The organism is Mycobacterium asiaticum DSM 44297 (assembly GCF_000613245.1).
Lineage (GTDB): Bacteria > Actinomycetota > Actinomycetes > Mycobacteriales > Mycobacteriaceae > Mycobacterium > Mycobacterium asiaticum.
Window position 1 is genome coordinate 1,565,685 of record NZ_HG964936.1, and the last position, 15,969, is coordinate 1,581,653.

Here is a 15,969-nt window from a genome sequence, read left to right on the forward strand (position 1 = left end):
CATTCTCTAGGGCATGGCATTCGGCGACTATCAGCTCGAGATCTACTTCCAGGGTCTGGCCGGCATAACGCCTCCGCTCCCAATGGCCTTCGCGGAACTGGAAGCCAAAGCGGCGATGGCGATGCCGCCCTCGGTCTGGTCCTACGTTGTCGGCGGGGCCGGTGACGAGCGCACCCAACGCGCCAACCGCGAGGCATTCGATCGTTGGGGCCTGATGCCGCGCATGTTCGTCGGCGCCACCGATCGCGACCTCTCGGTCGACCTGTTCGGAATGAAGCTGCCCTCGCCGCTGTTCATGGCGCCGATTGGCGTCATCGGACTCTGCGCCCAGGACGGGCACGGCGATCTGGCGACCGCACGTGCTGCCGCCCGCACCGGAGTTCCGATGGTGGTGTCCACGCTGACCGCCGACCCGATGGAAGAAGTCGCGGCCCAGTTCGGCGACACCCCCGGCTTCTTCCAGCTGTACACACCCAAGAATCGAGACCTGGCCGCCAGCCTGGTGCACCGCGCCGAAGCCGCCGGATTCAAGGCCATCATCGTCACCCTGGACACCTGGATCCCGGGATGGCGACCGCGCGACCTGAGCACGGCCAACTTTCCTCAGCTGCGCGGGCTCTGCCTGAGCAATTACACGAGCGACCCCGTGTTCCGCGCCACCCTGGCCCGACCGCCCGAAGAAGACCCGCAAGGCGCCGTGCTGAGCTGGGCGCAGACGTTTGGCAATCCATTGACCTGGGACGACCTGAGCTGGTTGCGGTCGCTGACCGACCTGCCGCTGATCATCAAAGGCATCTGCCACCCCGACGACGCCCGGCGCGCCAAGGACGGCGGCGTCGACGGCATCTACTGCTCCACTCACGGCGGCCGCCAGGCCAACGGCGGTCTACCCGCCCTGGACTGCCTGCCCGACGTGGTCGAGGCGGCCGACGGCCTGCCGGTGCTGTTCGACTCCGGGATCCGCAGCGGCGCCGACATCGTCAAGGCGCTGGCCATGGGTGCCACCGCCGTCGGCGTCGGCCGGCCCTACGCCTACGGCCTGGCCCTAGGCGGCATCGACGGCGTCGTACACGTGCTGCGCATGCTGCTCGCCGAAGCCGACCTGATCATGGCCGTCGACGGCTACCCGACCCTGAAAGATCTCACCACGGACACACTGCGGCGCGTCCTGTAGAAACGCCACGCCGCATCGGCCAGCGTGGGGGAGTGCCGGAAAACAGCGAGGCCATCCTCGAGGAGTTCGACGACTACCTTCAGCTGCAGTGCGGTCGTTCGGCGCACACTCGCCGCGCCTACCTGGGTGACCTGCGGTCGCTGTTGGACTTCCTGGCCGAACGCGGTTCCGCGCTAGAGGCGCTGACTCTGCCGGTGCTGCGGTCGTGGCTGGCTACCTCAGCCAGGGCCGGTGCCGCGCGCACGACGCTGGCCCGCCGGACGTCTTCGGTCAAGGCCTTCACCGCCTGGGCCGCCCGGCGGGGGCTACTCGCCAGCGACCCCGCCGCGCGGCTCCAGGTCCCGAAGGCCCACCGCACCTTGCCCGCGGTGTTGCGGCAGGACCAGGCGCTGGCGGCGATGACGGCGGCTAAATCCGGCGCCGAACAGGGCGACCCGCTGGCGTTACGGGACCGGCTGATCGTCGAACTGCTCTATGCCACCGGAATCCGGGTCAGCGAGCTGTGCGGTCTGGACGTCGACGACGTCGACACCAGTCATCGGCTGGTCCGCGTGCTGGGAAAGGGCAACAAGCAGCGCACGGCGCCATTCGGGCAACCGGCCGCCGAGGCGCTACGGGCCTGGTTGAGCGACGGACGGCCCGCGTTGACCACCGCCGAGTCTGGACCCGCGCTTTTGCTGGGTGCGCGCGGCCGTCGCCTCGATGTACGGCAGGCGCGGACCGTGGTGCACCAGACGGTGGCCGCGGTGGACGGCGCACCCGACATGGGACCGCACGGCCTGCGGCACAGCGCGGCCACCCACCTACTCGAAGGCGGGGCCGATCTGCGGGTGGTGCAGGAACTGCTCGGCCATTCCAGTCTGGCCACCACACAGCTGTACACCCACGTCGCGGTCGCCAGGCTGCGCGCGGTGCACGACCAGGCGCACCCCCGCGCATAGGGTGCCGAGAAGACGCGAAGCCCCCTCATTTCCGCAGGAAATGCGTGCTCTAGGGTCTGGTCGCGCGGCCAGCGAGTGGCTTGAGCCGGATAGGCGTGGACTCCAACAGTCCGATCGGGTCGACGTAGTCGGCCCGCGACGCCGCACCCCACATCGCGCCCCAGTGCAAACATGCCGCGACCGGGCAACCCACGTGCCCGGCCACCAGCTCGCCGAGGATCGAACCCATCCCCACTTGCTGACCCACCGAGACAACGGCGCGCACCGGCTCGTAGCTGGTGCGCAGACCGCCCGGATGCGCCAGCGACACCACGGGCCGGCCGGCCAGCAGCCCGGCGAACACCACCACTCCCTCACCCGCGGCGTACACCGGCTGTCCCGCTTGCCCCGCCAAGTCGACCCCGCGATGCCCGGACAGCCAATTGGGCGACGGTGCGTCGAACGTGCGCACCACCGCCGGCGGACGCAGCGGCCAGTCCAGCCGCCTGCCTTCGGCCTCGGCCGGTGGCGCGTTCAGTAGCACCCAACCCAGTAAGAGCAGCAGCGCCCAACGCATCTGCTCAGTGGACCGCCCACCGGCAGAAAGGGCGAGCCACCCGTAGCCCCCGCTGTGGATGGAAAAAGCACTGTGCGCAGCCGTGTAGACTTTCCGTCGCAGCTCGCTTGAGCGGGCTGACTTCGCGTGTCTGCATCGCGACCCAGTAGTTCAGGGATCCGCAACAGCATGCCGAGCGGTCCCGGAAGCCGGAAATCGGCCGACGGGTTCGGCATCGCAGCAGGCACCAGGGCCCGGCCTCACCCGATGCCGGGCGACAACCGACACATGAAAGCTGGGCTAGTCATGGCTGTTGTGACCATGAAGCAGCTGCTCGACAGCGGCACCCACTTCGGGCATCAGACCCGTCGCTGGAACCCCAAGATGAAGCGGTTCATCTTCACCGACCGCAATGGCATCTACATCATCGACCTGCAGCAGACGCTGACCTTCATCGACAAGGCGTACGAGTTCGTCAAGGAGACCGTCGCCCACGGTGGAACGGTGCTGTTCGTGGGCACCAAGAAGCAGGCGCAGGAATCCGTCGCGGCCGAAGCGACCCGCGTCGGTATGCCGTATGTAAACCAGCGCTGGCTGGGCGGCATGCTCACCAACTTCTCCACCGTGCACAAGCGCTTGCAGCGCCTCAAGGAGCTCGAGGCGATGGAGCAGACCGGTGGCTTCGAGGGCCGCACCAAGAAGGAAATTCTCGGCCTGACCCGCGAGAAGAACAAGCTGGAGCGGTCCCTGGGCGGTATCCGGGACATGGCCAAGGTGCCGTCGGCGATCTGGGTCGTCGATACCAACAAGGAGCACATCGCCGTCGGCGAGGCGCGCAAGCTGGGCATCCCCGTCATCGCGATCCTGGACACCAACTGCGACCCGGACGAGGTCGACTACCCGATCCCGGGTAACGACGACGCGATCCGCTCGGCCGCCCTGCTGACCAAGGTCATCGCCTCGGCGGTCGCCGAGGGCCTGCAGGCCCGCGCCGGCCTGGGCCGCGGTGACGGCAAGCCGGAGGCGGACGCCGCCGAGCCGCTGCCCGAGTGGGAGCAGGAGCTGCTGGCCGGTGCCGCTGCTACGGCCACCCCTGCCACTGAGGGCGCAACCGAACCAACTACAGACGCATCCTAGGAAAGGCTGAGCATTGGCGAACTACACTGCTGCCGACGTCAAGCGACTTCGGGAGCTGACCGGTGCTGGCATGCTCGACTGCAAGAACGCGCTGGTGGAAACCGACGGTGACTTCGACAAGGCCGTCGAGGCGCTCCGCATCAAGGGCGCGAAAGACGTTGGCAAGCGCGCCGAGCGGGCTACGGCCGAAGGCCTGGTCGCCGCCAAGGACGGCGCGCTGATCGAGCTGAACTGCGAGACGGACTTCGTCGCCAAGAACGCGGAGTTCCAAGAGCTGGCCAACAAGGTCGTCGAAGCCGCGGTGTCCGCCAAGGCCACCGATGTCGACTCCTTGAAGGCGGCCAGCGCCGGCGGGCAGACGGTCGAGGAGGCCATCGCTGCGCTCTCGGCCAAGATCGGCGAAAAGCTGGAGCTGCGCCGGGTGGCAATCTTCGACGGCACCGTCGAGACGTACCTGCACCGTCGTTCGGCCGACCTGCCGCCCGCCGTTGGTGTGCTGGTCGAGTACAGCGGCGACAACGCCGAGGCCGCTCACGCAGTGGCGCTGCAGATCGCCGCGCTCAAGGCGCGCTACCTTACCCGTGAGGACGTGCCCGAAGACGTCGTCGCGAGCGAGCGCCGCATCGCCGAGGAGACCGCCAAGGCCGAGGGCAAGCCGGAGCAGGCGCTGCCCAAGATCGTCGAGGGGCGGGTGAACGGCTTCTTCAAGGACACCGTGCTGCTGGAGCAGCCCTCGGTGTCGGACAACAAGAAGACCGTCAAGGCGCTGCTCGACGAGGCCGGAGTCACCGTGACTCGGTTCGTCCGGTTCGAGGTCGGCCAGGCCTGACGGGCGGGCGAGCGGCCATGCCTCGCGTACACGCTTTCGGCGACGACGCCCTCGGCGAGCTGGACGCTGTCGGGCTCGCCGAGGCACTGCGATCCCGACAGCTGAGTCCGCATGAGGTCGTCGAGGCGGCGATCGCGCGCAGCGAGGCCGTCAACGAACAGCTCAACGGCCTGGCGTACCGGTCCTACGACACCGCGCGCGAGGAAGCGTCACGCGAGGTCACCGGCTTCTTCTGCGGCGTGCCGACCTTCATCAAGGACAACGTCGACGTCGCCGGTCAGCCGTCGATGCGTGGCACCGACGCTTGGACCCCCTACCCGGCGAAATCGCACAGCGAAGTTGCGCGAGTGGTGCTCGGCACCGGGCTGATCTCGCTGGGCAAGACCCAGCTATCGGAGTTTGGGTTCAGCGGCGCTGCCGAACACCCGCGCCTCGGGCCAGTGCGCAACCCGTGGAACCCCGAATACACCGCGGGTGCCTCCTCGTCGGGGTCGGGAGCTTTCGTCGCTGCCGGAGTGGTGCCGATCGCACACGCGAACGACGGCGGCGGCTCCATCCGCATTCCCGCCGCCTGCAACGGTCTGGTGGGACTCAAGCCGTCACGCGGCCGGTTGCCGCTGGACCCCGAGTTGCGCCGGCTGCCGGTGGTGATTGTCGCCAACGGTGTGGTGACCCGCTCCGTGCGCGACACGGCCGCGTTCTTCCGCGAGGCCGAACGCGCGTACCGGGCACGCAAGCTGCCCCCAATCGGCGATGTCAGCCGGCCGGGCAAGCAGCGGCTGAAGATCGCCGTGCTGACCCGTTCGGTCGATTACGAATCCAGCGCCGAAGTCACGGACCTGACGTTGAAGACCGCCACCCTGCTCGAGGAACTCGGCCACCGCATCGAGCACCTCGATGCCCCGCCCGTGGCAAGCACGTTCGGCGACGACTTCGTGCTCTACTGGGGTCTGTTGGCGCTGGCACAGCTGCGTACTGGCCGGCTCACCTTTGGCAAGACGTTCGACCCGTCCCGGCTGGACAACCTGACCCTGGGATTGGCTCGGCACGCCAGTCGTAACCTGCACCGGATACCCCGGGCGATCGTGCGGCTGCGCGGCGCGCGGCGGCAGAGCGCACCCTTGTACGCCAGTTATGACGCCGTCCTGACCCCGACGGTGGCTGCCGAGCCGCCCCAGATCGGTTATCTGGATCCCAGCGACTACCACCAGGTCATCGACCGGCTGTCACGTTGGGTGGCGTTCACGCCCCTACAGAACGTCACCGGCGACCCGGCGATCTCGTTGCCGCTGGCTCAGTCCGCCAACGGCCTGCCGGTGGGCATGATGCTCTCGGCGGCCGTCGGCGCCGAAGCGCGGCTGCTCGAACTGGCCTTCGAGCTCGAAGAGGCCAGCCCGTGGACCCGGATCCAGGACTGACCGCTCAGTCCGCACCCAGCGTCTCCAGCATGCGGCGGAACTCCCGCTGCTGAGCGTCGGTCAACCGGGCGAGCAACCGGGCGTCCGCGGCAAAGACGACGGTTTCGGCGCGCTGCAACAGCGCGCGGCCCGCGGCGGTCAACGATGCCGGCAGTGCCCGGCCGGAGGACACCGACGCCGGCCGCTCCACCGCCCCTAGGTCCTGCAGCTTGCGCAGCACCGTATTCATTGCCTGCGGTGTGACATTGGCGCGCCGGGCCAGGTCGGCGCTCGACGACCCAGGGGACTGGAAGAGTATCCGCAGGCAGACGAATTCCGCGATGGTGAGCCCCAGCGGGGTCAATGCGGCCGAGACCTCCGGTCGCAGCACGGCCCCCACTCGATATAGCAGGTAGCCCAGCGGGGCATCGCGACCTTCGGTCATATCAAGTATCTTGACATACTGACGGCCCTTTCCCTCGCAGCTTTGCCTGCAATTTGAATTGCCGCGCCTGATGCCAGTGTGAATGCTGTGGCGGAAATGGGATGTGGCTTAAATCAAAATCCGAGCGTCTGTGCAGGTCAGGGCGTGTTCAAAGGGCATTCCCGTAGATGCGCGTGTTTGAGCCTGCAATTCAGCGGCAATGCGGAAAAGCGTGCGGTTGAGCGCCCGATGAAGAGTTGCTGACCGCGTGCAACGAAACCCAACGGAGAGGATTCTCAGCGTGAAGTTCACCAAAACCACTGCAAAGACGGCCCTTGGCGCCGCCGGCATAGCGGCGGTGAGCCTTTTCGGCGCAGCCACTGCGTCGTCCGCGCCCACCATCGTTGAGGGACTTGGCACACCCGAGACTCTGGTCGACGGCCCACTGGTGACTGACTACACCGTCAGCAACCTGCAGCCGGCCAACATCACCATTCCTGGCTACACCCCGAAGGGCCAGCTGTGGCAGGCCGACGTGAACGTCAAGGCCAACAGCGGTGTGGTGACGCCGGTCGTGTCCAACTTCAACGCCCGCGCCGAGGGCCAGAACTACCGGGTGATCAGCGTGCCGGCCACCCCGCAGGGTCTCAGCCCGGCCCCGATCACGCAGGGCAACACCGCGACCGGCAAGATTTACTTTGACGTGACCGGTCCCGCCCCGACCGGAGTCGTCTACAACGACGGCGTCCAGGACGTCCTGGTGTGGGAGACCAGCCCGGGCAGCCTGCCGGCGCCCAACTCGGTGCCCGGCCAGCAGCTGCCGAACACCGTGCCCGGTCAGCCCAACACGGTGCCCGGCCAGGTGAACCCGGCTCCCAACCAGGTCAACCCCAACCCGGCTCCGGGCCAGCCGAACGCCGTGCCCGGCCAGGCCAACCAGGTCCCCGGACCGGTAACGCCTGAGTCGCCGGAACAGGCCTAAGGCTCACGCCTAACCAGGCTTGACCAACCCCTCAGCCACCCCGCGCCACGCCCTTGGCGCGGGGTGGCTGCTGTTGTGAGGCCGAGATTATCTGAATTGTGTGTGGGTGATCTGGGTATGCGAGAACACATGACTCACAGCGATCACCGGCCCTCGGAAGTTGTCGACCAAGCTCAGCGCCAAGCTGACGAAGCCCGTGCGTCCATGCAGCGCAAGCGCGAGAAGCAAGAGGGAGGCATCAGCGGTTGGGTGGCGCAGCGGGCCGGCCAGTGGGACCTGGAAGGGCAGGACGAGGCCACCATGCACCGCCAGAAGTTCTTCTGGAACGCGTTGGTGGATTACTGGTTCCGGATGGAGATCGACGGTTGGGAGAACATCGGCGAGGCACCCGTGCTATTGATCGGAATCCACTCCGGTGCCCCGTTCGTGTGGGATGCGTGGACGGTGGGACTGCAGTGGTGGCGGCGCTTCGGGCCCGAACGGCCGTTGCACGGGACCGCCCACGACGCGCTGATGGCCATCCCGGGAATCGGTCGTTACTTTCGGGCGATGGGTGTGTTGCCCGCGGCGCCGGACGCGATCGCCACCGCGCTTGCCGAGGGACGAGACGTCGCTTTGTGGCCCGGCGGGGAGGTGGATTCGCTTCGCCCATGGATCGAACGCGACCGTGCCAACCTGGCCGGTCGCAAGGGGTTCGTGAAGATGGCGATCCGGGCCGGGGTGCCGATTGTCCCGATCGCCACCGTAGGCGGGGCCGACGCGATGCCTGTGTTGATCCGCGGAGATCGCCTGTCGCGGGCGCTGCGGCTGGACAAGTTGCTGCGGCTAAAGGTATTTCCAGTGGCGATATCGCTGCCCTGGGGCATCGCGCCTGCGGCCCTGCCGCAACTGCCGCTGCCCGCCAAGATCAGGACTCGCTTCATGCCGCCGGTCGAGTTGGATAACGACGCCGCCCGCGCCGATGATGACGCGTACGTCGAGGCCAAGTACCGGGAGGTGCAGGACAGCATCCAACGTGGCATGGATGCGCTAGCGCGCAAGCGTGCCCTGCCCGTCTTCGGCTGAGGACTCAGCGAGCGACCGGTTCCCACGCGGGCTTCAGGACCGGCTCGAGGACGATCCAGCGGGGCAGCGGCGGAGAGACTGCCATGTAGCCCACGCCGCGCACGGTGTCGACCATCGACTCATGTGCGGCACCGAGTTTGGCGCGCAGTCGCCGCACGTGCACGTCGACGGTCCGGACTCGGCCGTTGCTCTCATAGCCCCACACCTCGTGCATCAACCGGGTCCGGCTGAACGCCCGGCCGGCGTGCTGCACGAGGAAATTGAGTAATTTGAACTCGGTCAGCGTCAGATCCAGGTCCCGTCCGGCCAACGACGCCGTGTAGCTGGCCGGGTGCAGTCGGAGGTCACCGAATTCCAAGGTGCCGCCGATGGCCTTACGTCGCCGCTGCACCGCCAGTCGCAAGCGTGCCTGCATCTCGGCCGCGCCGGCGGCGGCCACCACTACGTCGTCGTAGTTCCAGTCGACATCGACCTCGCTCAATGTGGCTGGGGCAACGACGACGACCACGGCCACCGCGGGCGCATTGGCAGTCAGCCAGCGACACGCCCGCCGGGCACTCACCGGATCGGTGCGGGCGTCAACAATCGCTACATCAGCACCTTCGGCGGCCTCGTGGTGTGCGGTGTCCAGGGGGAGGCTGCGCACGGTAAGCGCAAAGGTATCCAAATCCGGCAGGGTGACCCGGAAGTCGGCGTCGTCGGTGAACAGAAGCACATCCACCTCGCGCACCCCCGACCCGTAGCCACCTCCGCGGAGCTCCCCCCGACAGCGGTCCGAATACCCCTCTCATCGTGCGATTATTCCAGTTTTGTTACGACCGGGTGGGCCGAACCGGTCCCGGAAAGTTCGATGGGCCCGGTCCGAGATTCCAGACCGGGCCCATCCTGAGACAAGTTTCTATTGGTTGGACTTCTGGCGTTCCTCGGCGACCTGCGCGGCGCTGCGGGCCGCCTCGGCCTGCGCTTCCTTCTTGGCCGCGTCGCGCTGTGCCTCCGCCTTGTCCTGCTGTGCTTCACCCTCGTTGACGAGGTCGCCCCGCCCGGTCACCGTCCCGATGACCTCCTTGGCCTTGCCCTTGACGTCCTCGACGACGCCCTTGACCGCTTCCGCAGGTCCGGAGTTGCTGTCCGCCATGATTTCCTCCTCAGTTACCCGTACCGAGCGCCCAAAAACGCCGATCGAACGAGCGACCGGCAAGTGCGCGGCGGTGCGGGTCCTCAACTTCGCAAGACCGCGTCGACCGCCGCTCGCAGCGAATTCCCGGACCGGCGCAGGATCAAACATGCGCGCGCAATAGTGCACCCCGCCCACGCCAGAGCAGGGCAATGAGGCAGGATTGAGACGCGCCGCCCCGGGTCGTTGCCGGGTTGGCAATCTCGTGCGAGGAGATCGATGACGGAGCCAAAGCCGACGAGCAGCAACGGTGTGCCCGCCCATTCGGTTTCCGGCTCCCCGTCCAAGTATTCGCGGGTGCTGCTCAAACTCGGGGGAGAGATGTTCGGCGGCGGACAGGTGGGACTGGATCCCGATGTCGTCGCGCTGGTGGCTCGGCAGATCGCTGAGGTGGTCCGCGGCGGCGTACAGGTTGCCGTCGTGATCGGCGGCGGCAACTTCTTCCGCGGGGCGCAGCTGCAGCAGCGCGGCATGGAACGCACCCGCTCGGACTACATGGGGATGCTGGGCACCGTGATGAACAGCCTGGCGCTGCAAGACTTTCTGGAAAAGGAAGGCATCGCGACCCGGGTTCAGACGGCGATCACCATGGGCCAGGTCGCCGAGCCGTATCTGCCGTTGCGGGCGGTCCGCCACTTGGAAAAGGGCCGGGTGGTGATCTTCGGCGCCGGCATGGGGTTGCCGTACTTCTCCACCGACACCACCGCGGCGCAGCGAGCGCTGGAGATCGGCGCCGAGGTAGTCCTGATGGCCAAAGCGGTGGACGGGGTGTTCGCTGACGACCCGCGCGAGAACCCCGAAGCGGAGTTGCTCACCGCGATCAGCCACCGCGAAGTCATCGACCGGGGCTTGCGGGTGGCTGACGCCACCGCGTTCAGTCTGTGTATGGACAATGGCATGCCGATCCTGGTTTTCAATTTGCTGACCGACGGCAATATCGCCCGCGCGGTCGCTGGTGAGAAGATCGGGACGCTGGTCACCACCTGAGGGGAAGGCGCGCAAACCGCGCGCGGTGACGATGCAGAGGCAAACGATGAGGAGGAGCGGCGCAAGATGATAGACGAGGCTCTCTTCGACGCCGAGGAGAAAATGGAGAAGGCCGTATCGGTGGCCCGGGACGACCTCTCGACCATTCGCACCGGCCGCGCAAACCCTGGCATGTTCAACCGGATCGTCATCGATTACTACGGCGCCTCCACCCCGATCACCCAGCTGGCCAGCATCAATGTGCCCGAGGCGCGCATGGTGGTGATCAAGCCCTACGAGGCCAGCCAGCTGCACGCCATCGAGACGGCCATCCGCAACTCCGACCTCGGCGTCAACCCCACCAACGACGGCACCATCATCCGGGTGGCCATCCCGCAGCTGACCGAAGAGCGCCGGCGCGACCTGGTCAAGCAGGCCAAGGCCAAAGGCGAGGACGCGCGCGTTTCGGTGCGCAACATCCGTCGCAAGGCGATGGAGGAATTGCACCGCATCCGCAAGGACGGCGAGGCCGGCGAGGACGAGGTCGGCCGCGCCGAGAAGGACCTGGAGAAGGCCACTCACCAGTACGTCGCCCAGATCGACGAACTGGTCAAGCACAAAGAAGGCGAGCTGCTGGAGGTCTGAGGACCTGTCCAGCGGTTGAGTCCATCCACGTCCGTGGCAGCTACTGAAGCCGACGCCGGCAGCACGCCCGACGAGCCGGTTGACGCCTCACAGCAGCCAGACAAGAAGACCTCGCGGGCTGGCCGCGATCTGCCCGCCGCGATCGCGGTCGGGGCGAGCATCGGCGCGGTCCTGATTGCGACCTTGCTGTGGGTGCCGCATGTCTGGGTGCTGTACTGCGCGATGGCCGCTTTGGTGGCCAGCCACGAGGTGGTGCGCCGGCTGCGCGAGGCCGGCTATCTGATCCCGGTCATCCCGCTGCTGGTCGGCGGCCAGGTCACCGTCTGGCTGACGTGGCCGTACCGGGCCGTCGGCGCGGTCGCCGGGTTCGGCGGGATGGTCGTCATCTGCATGATCTGGCGGCTGTTCATGACCGACAAGCACTCGCCCGACATCCACGGTGCCGATGGCGCGCCGCCACCCAGCAACTACCTGCGCGACGTCTCGGCGACCGTCTTCCTGTGCGCCTGGGTGCCGCTGTTCGCGTCCTTCGCGGCGATGCTGGTCTACGACCCGCAACACGGGCCGGGCTGGGTCTTCTGCATGATGATCGCGGTCGTCTGTTCCGACACGGGCGGCTACGCGGTGGGGGCGCTGATCGGCAAACATCCGATGGTTCCGCGAATCAGTCCGAAGAAGTCCTGGGAGGGTTTCGCCGGTTCGCTGGTGTGCGGGATTACCGCGACCGTCCTTACCGCCACGTTCCTGGCCGGCAAGGAATGGTGGGTCGGTGCACTGCTGGGTTTGCTGTTCGTGCTCACCACGACGCTTGGCGACCTGATCGAATCGCAGGTCAAGCGTGATCTTGGCATCAAAGACATGGGTCGGCTGCTGCCCGGCCACGGCGGTCTGATGGATCGGCTGGACGGCATCCTGCCCTCGGCGGTGGCCGCGTGGACCGTTCTGACGCTGTTGCCCTGATACTGGACTGGTAATGGTTCAACAATTGATGTTCGAAGAGCCGTCGCCGCGCGGCTCCGTTCGGCGACCGCCGCGGCACCTCGCCGATCTCGATGCCGATGGCCGCGCCGCCGCCGTCTCGGAGCTCGGCCTGCCGGCGTTCCGGGCCAAACAGCTCGCCCACCAGTACTACGGACGGCTGATCGCCGACCCGCACCAGATGACCGATTTGCCCGCCGCGGTGCGCGACCAGGTCGCGACCACCATGTTCCCGACGCTGCTCACCGCGGTGCGCGAGGTGACCTGCGACGCCGGCCAGACGCGAAAGACGTTGTGGCGAGCCGGCGACGGTGCCACCGTCGAGTCGGTGTTGATGCGCTACCCGCAGCGCAACACCGTGTGCATCTCTTCGCAGGCCGGCTGTGGCATGGCCTGCCCGTTCTGCGCGACGGGCCAAGGCGGGCTGACCCGCAATCTGTCGACCGCCGAGATCGTCGAGCAGGTGCGCGCCGCCGCGGTGGCATTGCGAGACGATTTCGGACCCCAACCGCAGCGACTGTCCAATGTGGTGTTCATGGGGATGGGGGAGCCGCTGGCCAATTACGCCAGGACGGTAGCCGCGGTGCGTCGCATCATCGAGCCGCCGCCGTCCGGCTTCGGCATCTCGGCGCGGTCGGTGACGGTTTCGACGGTCGGGCTGGCACCGGCGATCCGTAAGCTGGCCGACGAACGCCTCGGCGTGACCCTGGCGCTGTCGCTGCATACACCCGACGACGAGCTGCGCGACACACTGGTGCCGGTGAACAACCGGTGGAAGGTCAGTGAGGTGCTCGAGGCCGCCCGCTACTACGCCGACGTGACGGGCCGGCGGGTGTCGATCGAGTACGCGCTGATCCGCGACGTCAATGATCAACCGTGGCGGGCCGACCTGCTGGGCAAGCGACTGCACCGGGCGCTGGGGCCGCTGGCGCACGTCAACCTCATCCCGCTCAACCCGACGCCGGGCAGCGACTGGGACGCCAGCCCCAAGCCGGTGGAGCGTGAGTTCGTCAAACGTGTTCGCGCGCAAGGGGTTTCATGCACGGTGCGAGACACGCGCGGCCGGGAGATCAGCGCGGCCTGTGGACAGCTGGCCGCCGAAGGCGGGTAGCTGGAGCACAGGCCGTTCGGCTTGAGCCTGTGGACAGCTGGCCGCCGAAGGCGGGTAGCTGGAGCACAGGCCGTTCGGCTTGAGCGTGTGGACAGCTGGCCGCCGAAGGCTAGACCGTTCCCGCCCAGACTGAAAATCTGCAGCCAAAGTTCAAGTAAACCCCTGCAGATTTTCAATCTCGAGGCCACGCGCGACTGACGGCACATCCAGGCGCCACGCGCACAGGTGTTGAACCATGCTCAGCGGGCAATACGTGATCAGGCAAATGCCAGCGAATGAGGTGTGCCATGAAACTGTTCTCCCCGCTCAAGACGTATATAACGATCGCGATCGCCACCGTGCTCTTGCTCGGACTGGGCACGGCACCGCGCGCGGACGCGGCAGACGAACGCCTGAATTTCACCGCGACCACCCTCAGCGGCGCACCGTTCAACGGCGCCACGCTGCAGGGCAAACCGTCGGTGCTGTGGTTTTGGACGCCGTTCTGCCCGTTCTGCAATGCTGAGGCGCCCGGATTGAGCCAGGTGGCGGCCGCCAACCCGGGTGTGACTTTCGTTGGTATAGCCGCACATTCGGACGTCGGCCAGATGCAGGGCTTCGTCGCCAAATACGGCCTGAATTTCACCAACCTCAACGACGCGGACGGTGCGATCTGGGCGCGCTACAACGTGCCGTGGCAACCGGCCTGGGTGTTCTACCGCGCCGACGGCACCTCCACTTTCGTCAACAACACCACCTCGGCCATGTCGCAGCAGGAGCTGGCCGGCCGGGTCGCCGCGCTGTCCTGACGTTGAATCAGCCCCTGATTGGGTTGGCGTTCGCCGCCGGACTGGTTGCCGCGCTGAACCCGTGCGGATTTGCGATGCTGCCCGCCTACCTGGTTCTGGTGGTTCGCGGGCAGCGCACGGCGCCGGTAACTGCGATCGGGCGCGCCTTGGCGGCAACGCTGGGAATGGCGCTGGGGTTCGTCACGGTCTTCGGTGCGTTCGGAGCGCTGACCATCTCGGCGGCCTCTTCGGTACAGCGATACCTGCCGTTCGTGACGGTGCTGATCGGTGGCCTGCTCATCTTGCTTGGCGGGTGGCTGCTAGCCGGTCGCGAGATTACGGCGCTGAAGCCGTTCGGCCCCCGCTGGGCGCCGACCGCGCGCCTGAGCTCCATGTACGGCTATGGCATCAGTTACGCGATCGCCTCGCTGTCGTGCACGGTCGGCCCATTTTTGGCGGTCACCGGCGCTGGGTTGCGGGGCGGCACGATACTCGACAGGATCACCGTCTATGCCGCCTACATCGGCGGCTTGACGCTCGTCGTGGGTGCCCTCGCCATTTCGGTGGCTACGGCGGGCTCCGCGCTGATCGACCGCATGCGGTCGGTGCTGGCGCTGGTCAACCGGGTCAGCGGAGCCTTGTTGGTGCTGGTCGGGGGCTACGTCGGCTACTACGGCCTCTACGAGATACGGCTGTTCCACGCGAACGGCGACCCGCGGGATCCCTTGATAATGGCGGCCGGGCGGTTACAGGGCACGCTCGCGGGTTGGGTGCACCAGCATGGCGGCTGGCCGTGGTTGGTGATGGCGGGCGCCGTGGTGACGGCCGCGATCGTCATCAGCCGGTTCGGCCGCAAGGCCAAGACGCGTCAGGGCTGAGCGTTAGCGCAACCAGCCGCGCCGACGGCCCCAGATGTCGCGCACCAGGACGAACAATGTGAGCGCGGCGAATCCGATCAGGAACCAGTCCTCGACGTGCCCGACGTGGTTGCCGTGCAGCATCGCCAGCAGGAAGATGACCGCGAAGATGCCCACGCCGTACCAGGTGCGGTAGTTGATCCTGCTCCATCCCCACTGCGCGGACGGCACTTCGGCTTCGTCGACGTCGCCGGTGAAGCGTTCCACCTCGGTACTGGGCACGGGGATCCTCCGCTCGGACTGGACTCGGACTGCCTCATTCTGGCACAGGCAGATTCCCCCGGGGCAGGTCAGCACCCGGGGGAATCGCCGTGACCGGTTACGCGGGCGGCATCAGCACCGTGTCGATCATGTACACCTGCGCGTTGGCCGTAGACACTCCGCCGCAGACCAGGCCGGCGTTGTTCACCCTGATGTTGTTGCCCTGGCCGGTCACCGTGACGGTGCCGCCCTGCAGGGTCTTGTGCGTGCCCAACACCCGGGCCGGGCTGGCCTGGCCCGACACGACGTGGTAGGTGAGGATGTTGTTCAGCAGCGCCGAATCCGTCTTGAGCTGCTCGATCGTGGCCGGCGGCAGCTTGTTGAACGCGGCGTCGGTGGGTGCGAACACCGTGTACTGGCCGCTGTTGAGGGTGTCGACGAGGTTCACCTGCGGGTTGAGTTTGCCTGACAGGGCCGAGGTCAACGTGGTCAGCATCGGGTTGTTGGCCGCGGCCTCGGTAACCGGCACCTGCGACATGCCTTGCACGGATGCCGGTCCGCTCGGGTTGGTGGCTGCGTAGTCCGCGCAACCGGGGCCCACCAGGTCACTGGCCGCAGCGGTGGGGGCCAGGGCCACACCGAAGGCCACCCCGCCGGCCATCAGCGCGGCGGTGAAACCGGTTCTTGCAATCGAGCTTCGAGCTTTCATGTCGTTCTCCTCATTGA

At 67.1% G+C, this 15,969-nt stretch carries 19 protein-coding genes; 13 read left to right on the forward strand and 6 right to left on the reverse strand.

Annotated features, from left to right (window positions below; genetic code table 11):
• Positions 1 to 13 precede the first annotated feature (13 nt).
• Together BN972_RS07590 and BN972_RS07595 are read left to right on the forward strand one after the other, a co-directional pair.
• Entirely contained in the window at positions 14 to 1,174 is a 1,161-nt protein-coding gene (locus tag BN972_RS07590; RefSeq protein ID WP_036354660.1) for a lactate 2-monooxygenase, read from the forward strand.
• 32 nt (positions 1,175 to 1,206) lie between these two features.
• Positions 1,207 to 2,115, forward strand: coding sequence for a tyrosine recombinase XerC (locus tag BN972_RS07595; protein WP_036354663.1), 909 nt, complete (start codon positions 1,207 to 1,209; stop codon positions 2,113 to 2,115).
• A 49-nt stretch (positions 2,116 to 2,164) separates the two neighbouring features.
• On the opposite strand, the gene BN972_RS07600 is transcribed toward BN972_RS07595, so the two are convergent.
• Positions 2,165 to 2,671, reverse strand: coding sequence for a M23 family metallopeptidase (locus tag BN972_RS07600; RefSeq protein WP_036354665.1), 507 nt, complete (start codon positions 2,669 to 2,671; stop codon positions 2,165 to 2,167).
• Positions 2,672 to 2,956: 285 nt separating this feature from the next.
• Between BN972_RS07600 and rpsB the strand changes: the two genes are divergently transcribed.
• Genes rpsB through BN972_RS07615 form a run of 3 tightly spaced genes read left to right on the forward strand, consistent with a single transcriptional unit; the run spans position 2,957 to position 6,034 of the window.
• Entirely contained in the window at positions 2,957 to 3,787 is an 831-nt protein-coding gene (rpsB, locus tag BN972_RS07605) for a 30S ribosomal protein S2 (protein ID WP_036356891.1), read from the forward strand.
• A 13-nt stretch (positions 3,788 to 3,800) separates the two neighbouring features.
• Positions 3,801 to 4,616: a translation elongation factor Ts gene (gene tsf / locus BN972_RS07610; protein ID WP_036354668.1), complete on the forward strand. Its 816-nt coding sequence runs from the start codon at positions 3,801 to 3,803 to the stop codon at positions 4,614 to 4,616.
• Positions 4,617 to 4,633: 17 nt separating this feature from the next.
• Entirely contained in the window at positions 4,634 to 6,034 is a 1,401-nt protein-coding gene (locus tag BN972_RS07615; RefSeq protein ID WP_036354671.1) for an amidase, read from the forward strand.
• 4 nt (positions 6,035 to 6,038) lie between these two features.
• Here BN972_RS07615 and BN972_RS07620 read toward each other — a convergent pair whose 3' ends face one another.
• On the reverse strand, positions 6,039 to 6,458 hold the full coding sequence (locus BN972_RS07620) for a MarR family winged helix-turn-helix transcriptional regulator (RefSeq protein ID WP_036354673.1): 420 nt from the start codon (positions 6,456 to 6,458) through the stop codon (positions 6,039 to 6,041).
• 280 nt (positions 6,459 to 6,738) lie between these two features.
• Between BN972_RS07620 and BN972_RS07625 the strand changes: the two genes are divergently transcribed.
• Together BN972_RS07625 and BN972_RS07630 are read left to right on the forward strand one after the other, a co-directional pair.
• Positions 6,739 to 7,419, forward strand: coding sequence for an MPT63 family protein (locus tag BN972_RS07625; protein WP_065140392.1), 681 nt, complete (start codon positions 6,739 to 6,741; stop codon positions 7,417 to 7,419).
• Positions 7,420 to 7,548: 129 nt separating this feature from the next.
• Positions 7,549 to 8,484 (forward strand): lysophospholipid acyltransferase family protein, encoded by a 936-nt coding sequence (locus BN972_RS07630; RefSeq protein WP_036354676.1) that lies wholly within the window; start codon positions 7,549 to 7,551, stop codon positions 8,482 to 8,484.
• 4 nt (positions 8,485 to 8,488) lie between these two features.
• Here BN972_RS07630 and BN972_RS07635 read toward each other — a convergent pair whose 3' ends face one another.
• On the reverse strand, positions 8,489 to 9,205 hold the full coding sequence (locus tag BN972_RS07635; protein ID WP_036356897.1) for a winged helix-turn-helix domain-containing protein: 717 nt from the start codon (positions 9,203 to 9,205) through the stop codon (positions 8,489 to 8,491).
• A gap of 177 nt (positions 9,206 to 9,382) precedes the next feature.
• Entirely contained in the window at positions 9,383 to 9,619 is a 237-nt protein-coding gene (mbp1, locus tag BN972_RS07640) for a microaggregate-binding protein 1 (RefSeq protein ID WP_036356898.1), read from the reverse strand.
• A 258-nt stretch (positions 9,620 to 9,877) separates the two neighbouring features.
• Between mbp1 and pyrH the strand changes: the two genes are divergently transcribed.
• From pyrH to BN972_RS07670, 6 genes are all read left to right on the forward strand, one after another.
• Positions 9,878 to 10,645: a UMP kinase gene (pyrH, locus tag BN972_RS07645; RefSeq protein ID WP_036354677.1), complete on the forward strand. Its 768-nt coding sequence runs from the start codon at positions 9,878 to 9,880 to the stop codon at positions 10,643 to 10,645.
• Between the two features lie 66 nt (positions 10,646 to 10,711).
• Positions 10,712 to 11,269 carry a ribosome recycling factor gene (gene frr / locus BN972_RS07650; protein WP_036354680.1) on the forward strand — a complete coding sequence of 186 codons (558 nt, stop codon included), beginning with the start codon at positions 10,712 to 10,714 and terminating at the stop codon, positions 11,267 to 11,269.
• Between the two features lie 33 nt (positions 11,270 to 11,302).
• The gene (locus BN972_RS07655; RefSeq protein ID WP_036354683.1) at positions 11,303 to 12,229 is read left to right on the forward strand and encodes a phosphatidate cytidylyltransferase; all 927 of its coding nucleotides are present in this window, start codon (positions 11,303 to 11,305) and stop codon (positions 12,227 to 12,229) included.
• 13 nt (positions 12,230 to 12,242) lie between these two features.
• Entirely contained in the window at positions 12,243 to 13,358 is a 1,116-nt protein-coding gene (gene rlmN, locus BN972_RS07660; RefSeq protein WP_036354686.1) for a 23S rRNA (adenine(2503)-C(2))-methyltransferase RlmN, read from the forward strand.
• A 275-nt stretch (positions 13,359 to 13,633) separates the two neighbouring features.
• A complete protein-coding gene (locus tag BN972_RS07665; protein WP_099051008.1) occupies positions 13,634 to 14,146 on the forward strand; it encodes a protein disulfide oxidoreductase in 513 nt (170 codons plus the stop codon).
• A 2-nt stretch (positions 14,147 to 14,148) separates the two neighbouring features.
• Entirely contained in the window at positions 14,149 to 15,003 is an 855-nt protein-coding gene (locus tag BN972_RS07670) for a cytochrome c biogenesis CcdA family protein (protein ID WP_036354693.1), read from the forward strand.
• A 3-nt stretch (positions 15,004 to 15,006) separates the two neighbouring features.
• Here the strand turns inward: BN972_RS07670 and BN972_RS07675 are convergent, their stop codons facing one another.
• The gene (locus tag BN972_RS07675) at positions 15,007 to 15,264 is read right to left on the reverse strand and encodes a DUF2631 domain-containing protein (protein WP_036354697.1); all 258 of its coding nucleotides are present in this window, start codon (positions 15,262 to 15,264) and stop codon (positions 15,007 to 15,009) included.
• Positions 15,265 to 15,361: 97 nt separating this feature from the next.
• Entirely contained in the window at positions 15,362 to 15,952 is a 591-nt protein-coding gene (locus BN972_RS07680; protein WP_036354700.1) for a fasciclin domain-containing protein, read from the reverse strand.
• Positions 15,953 to 15,969: the final 17 nt, after the last annotated feature.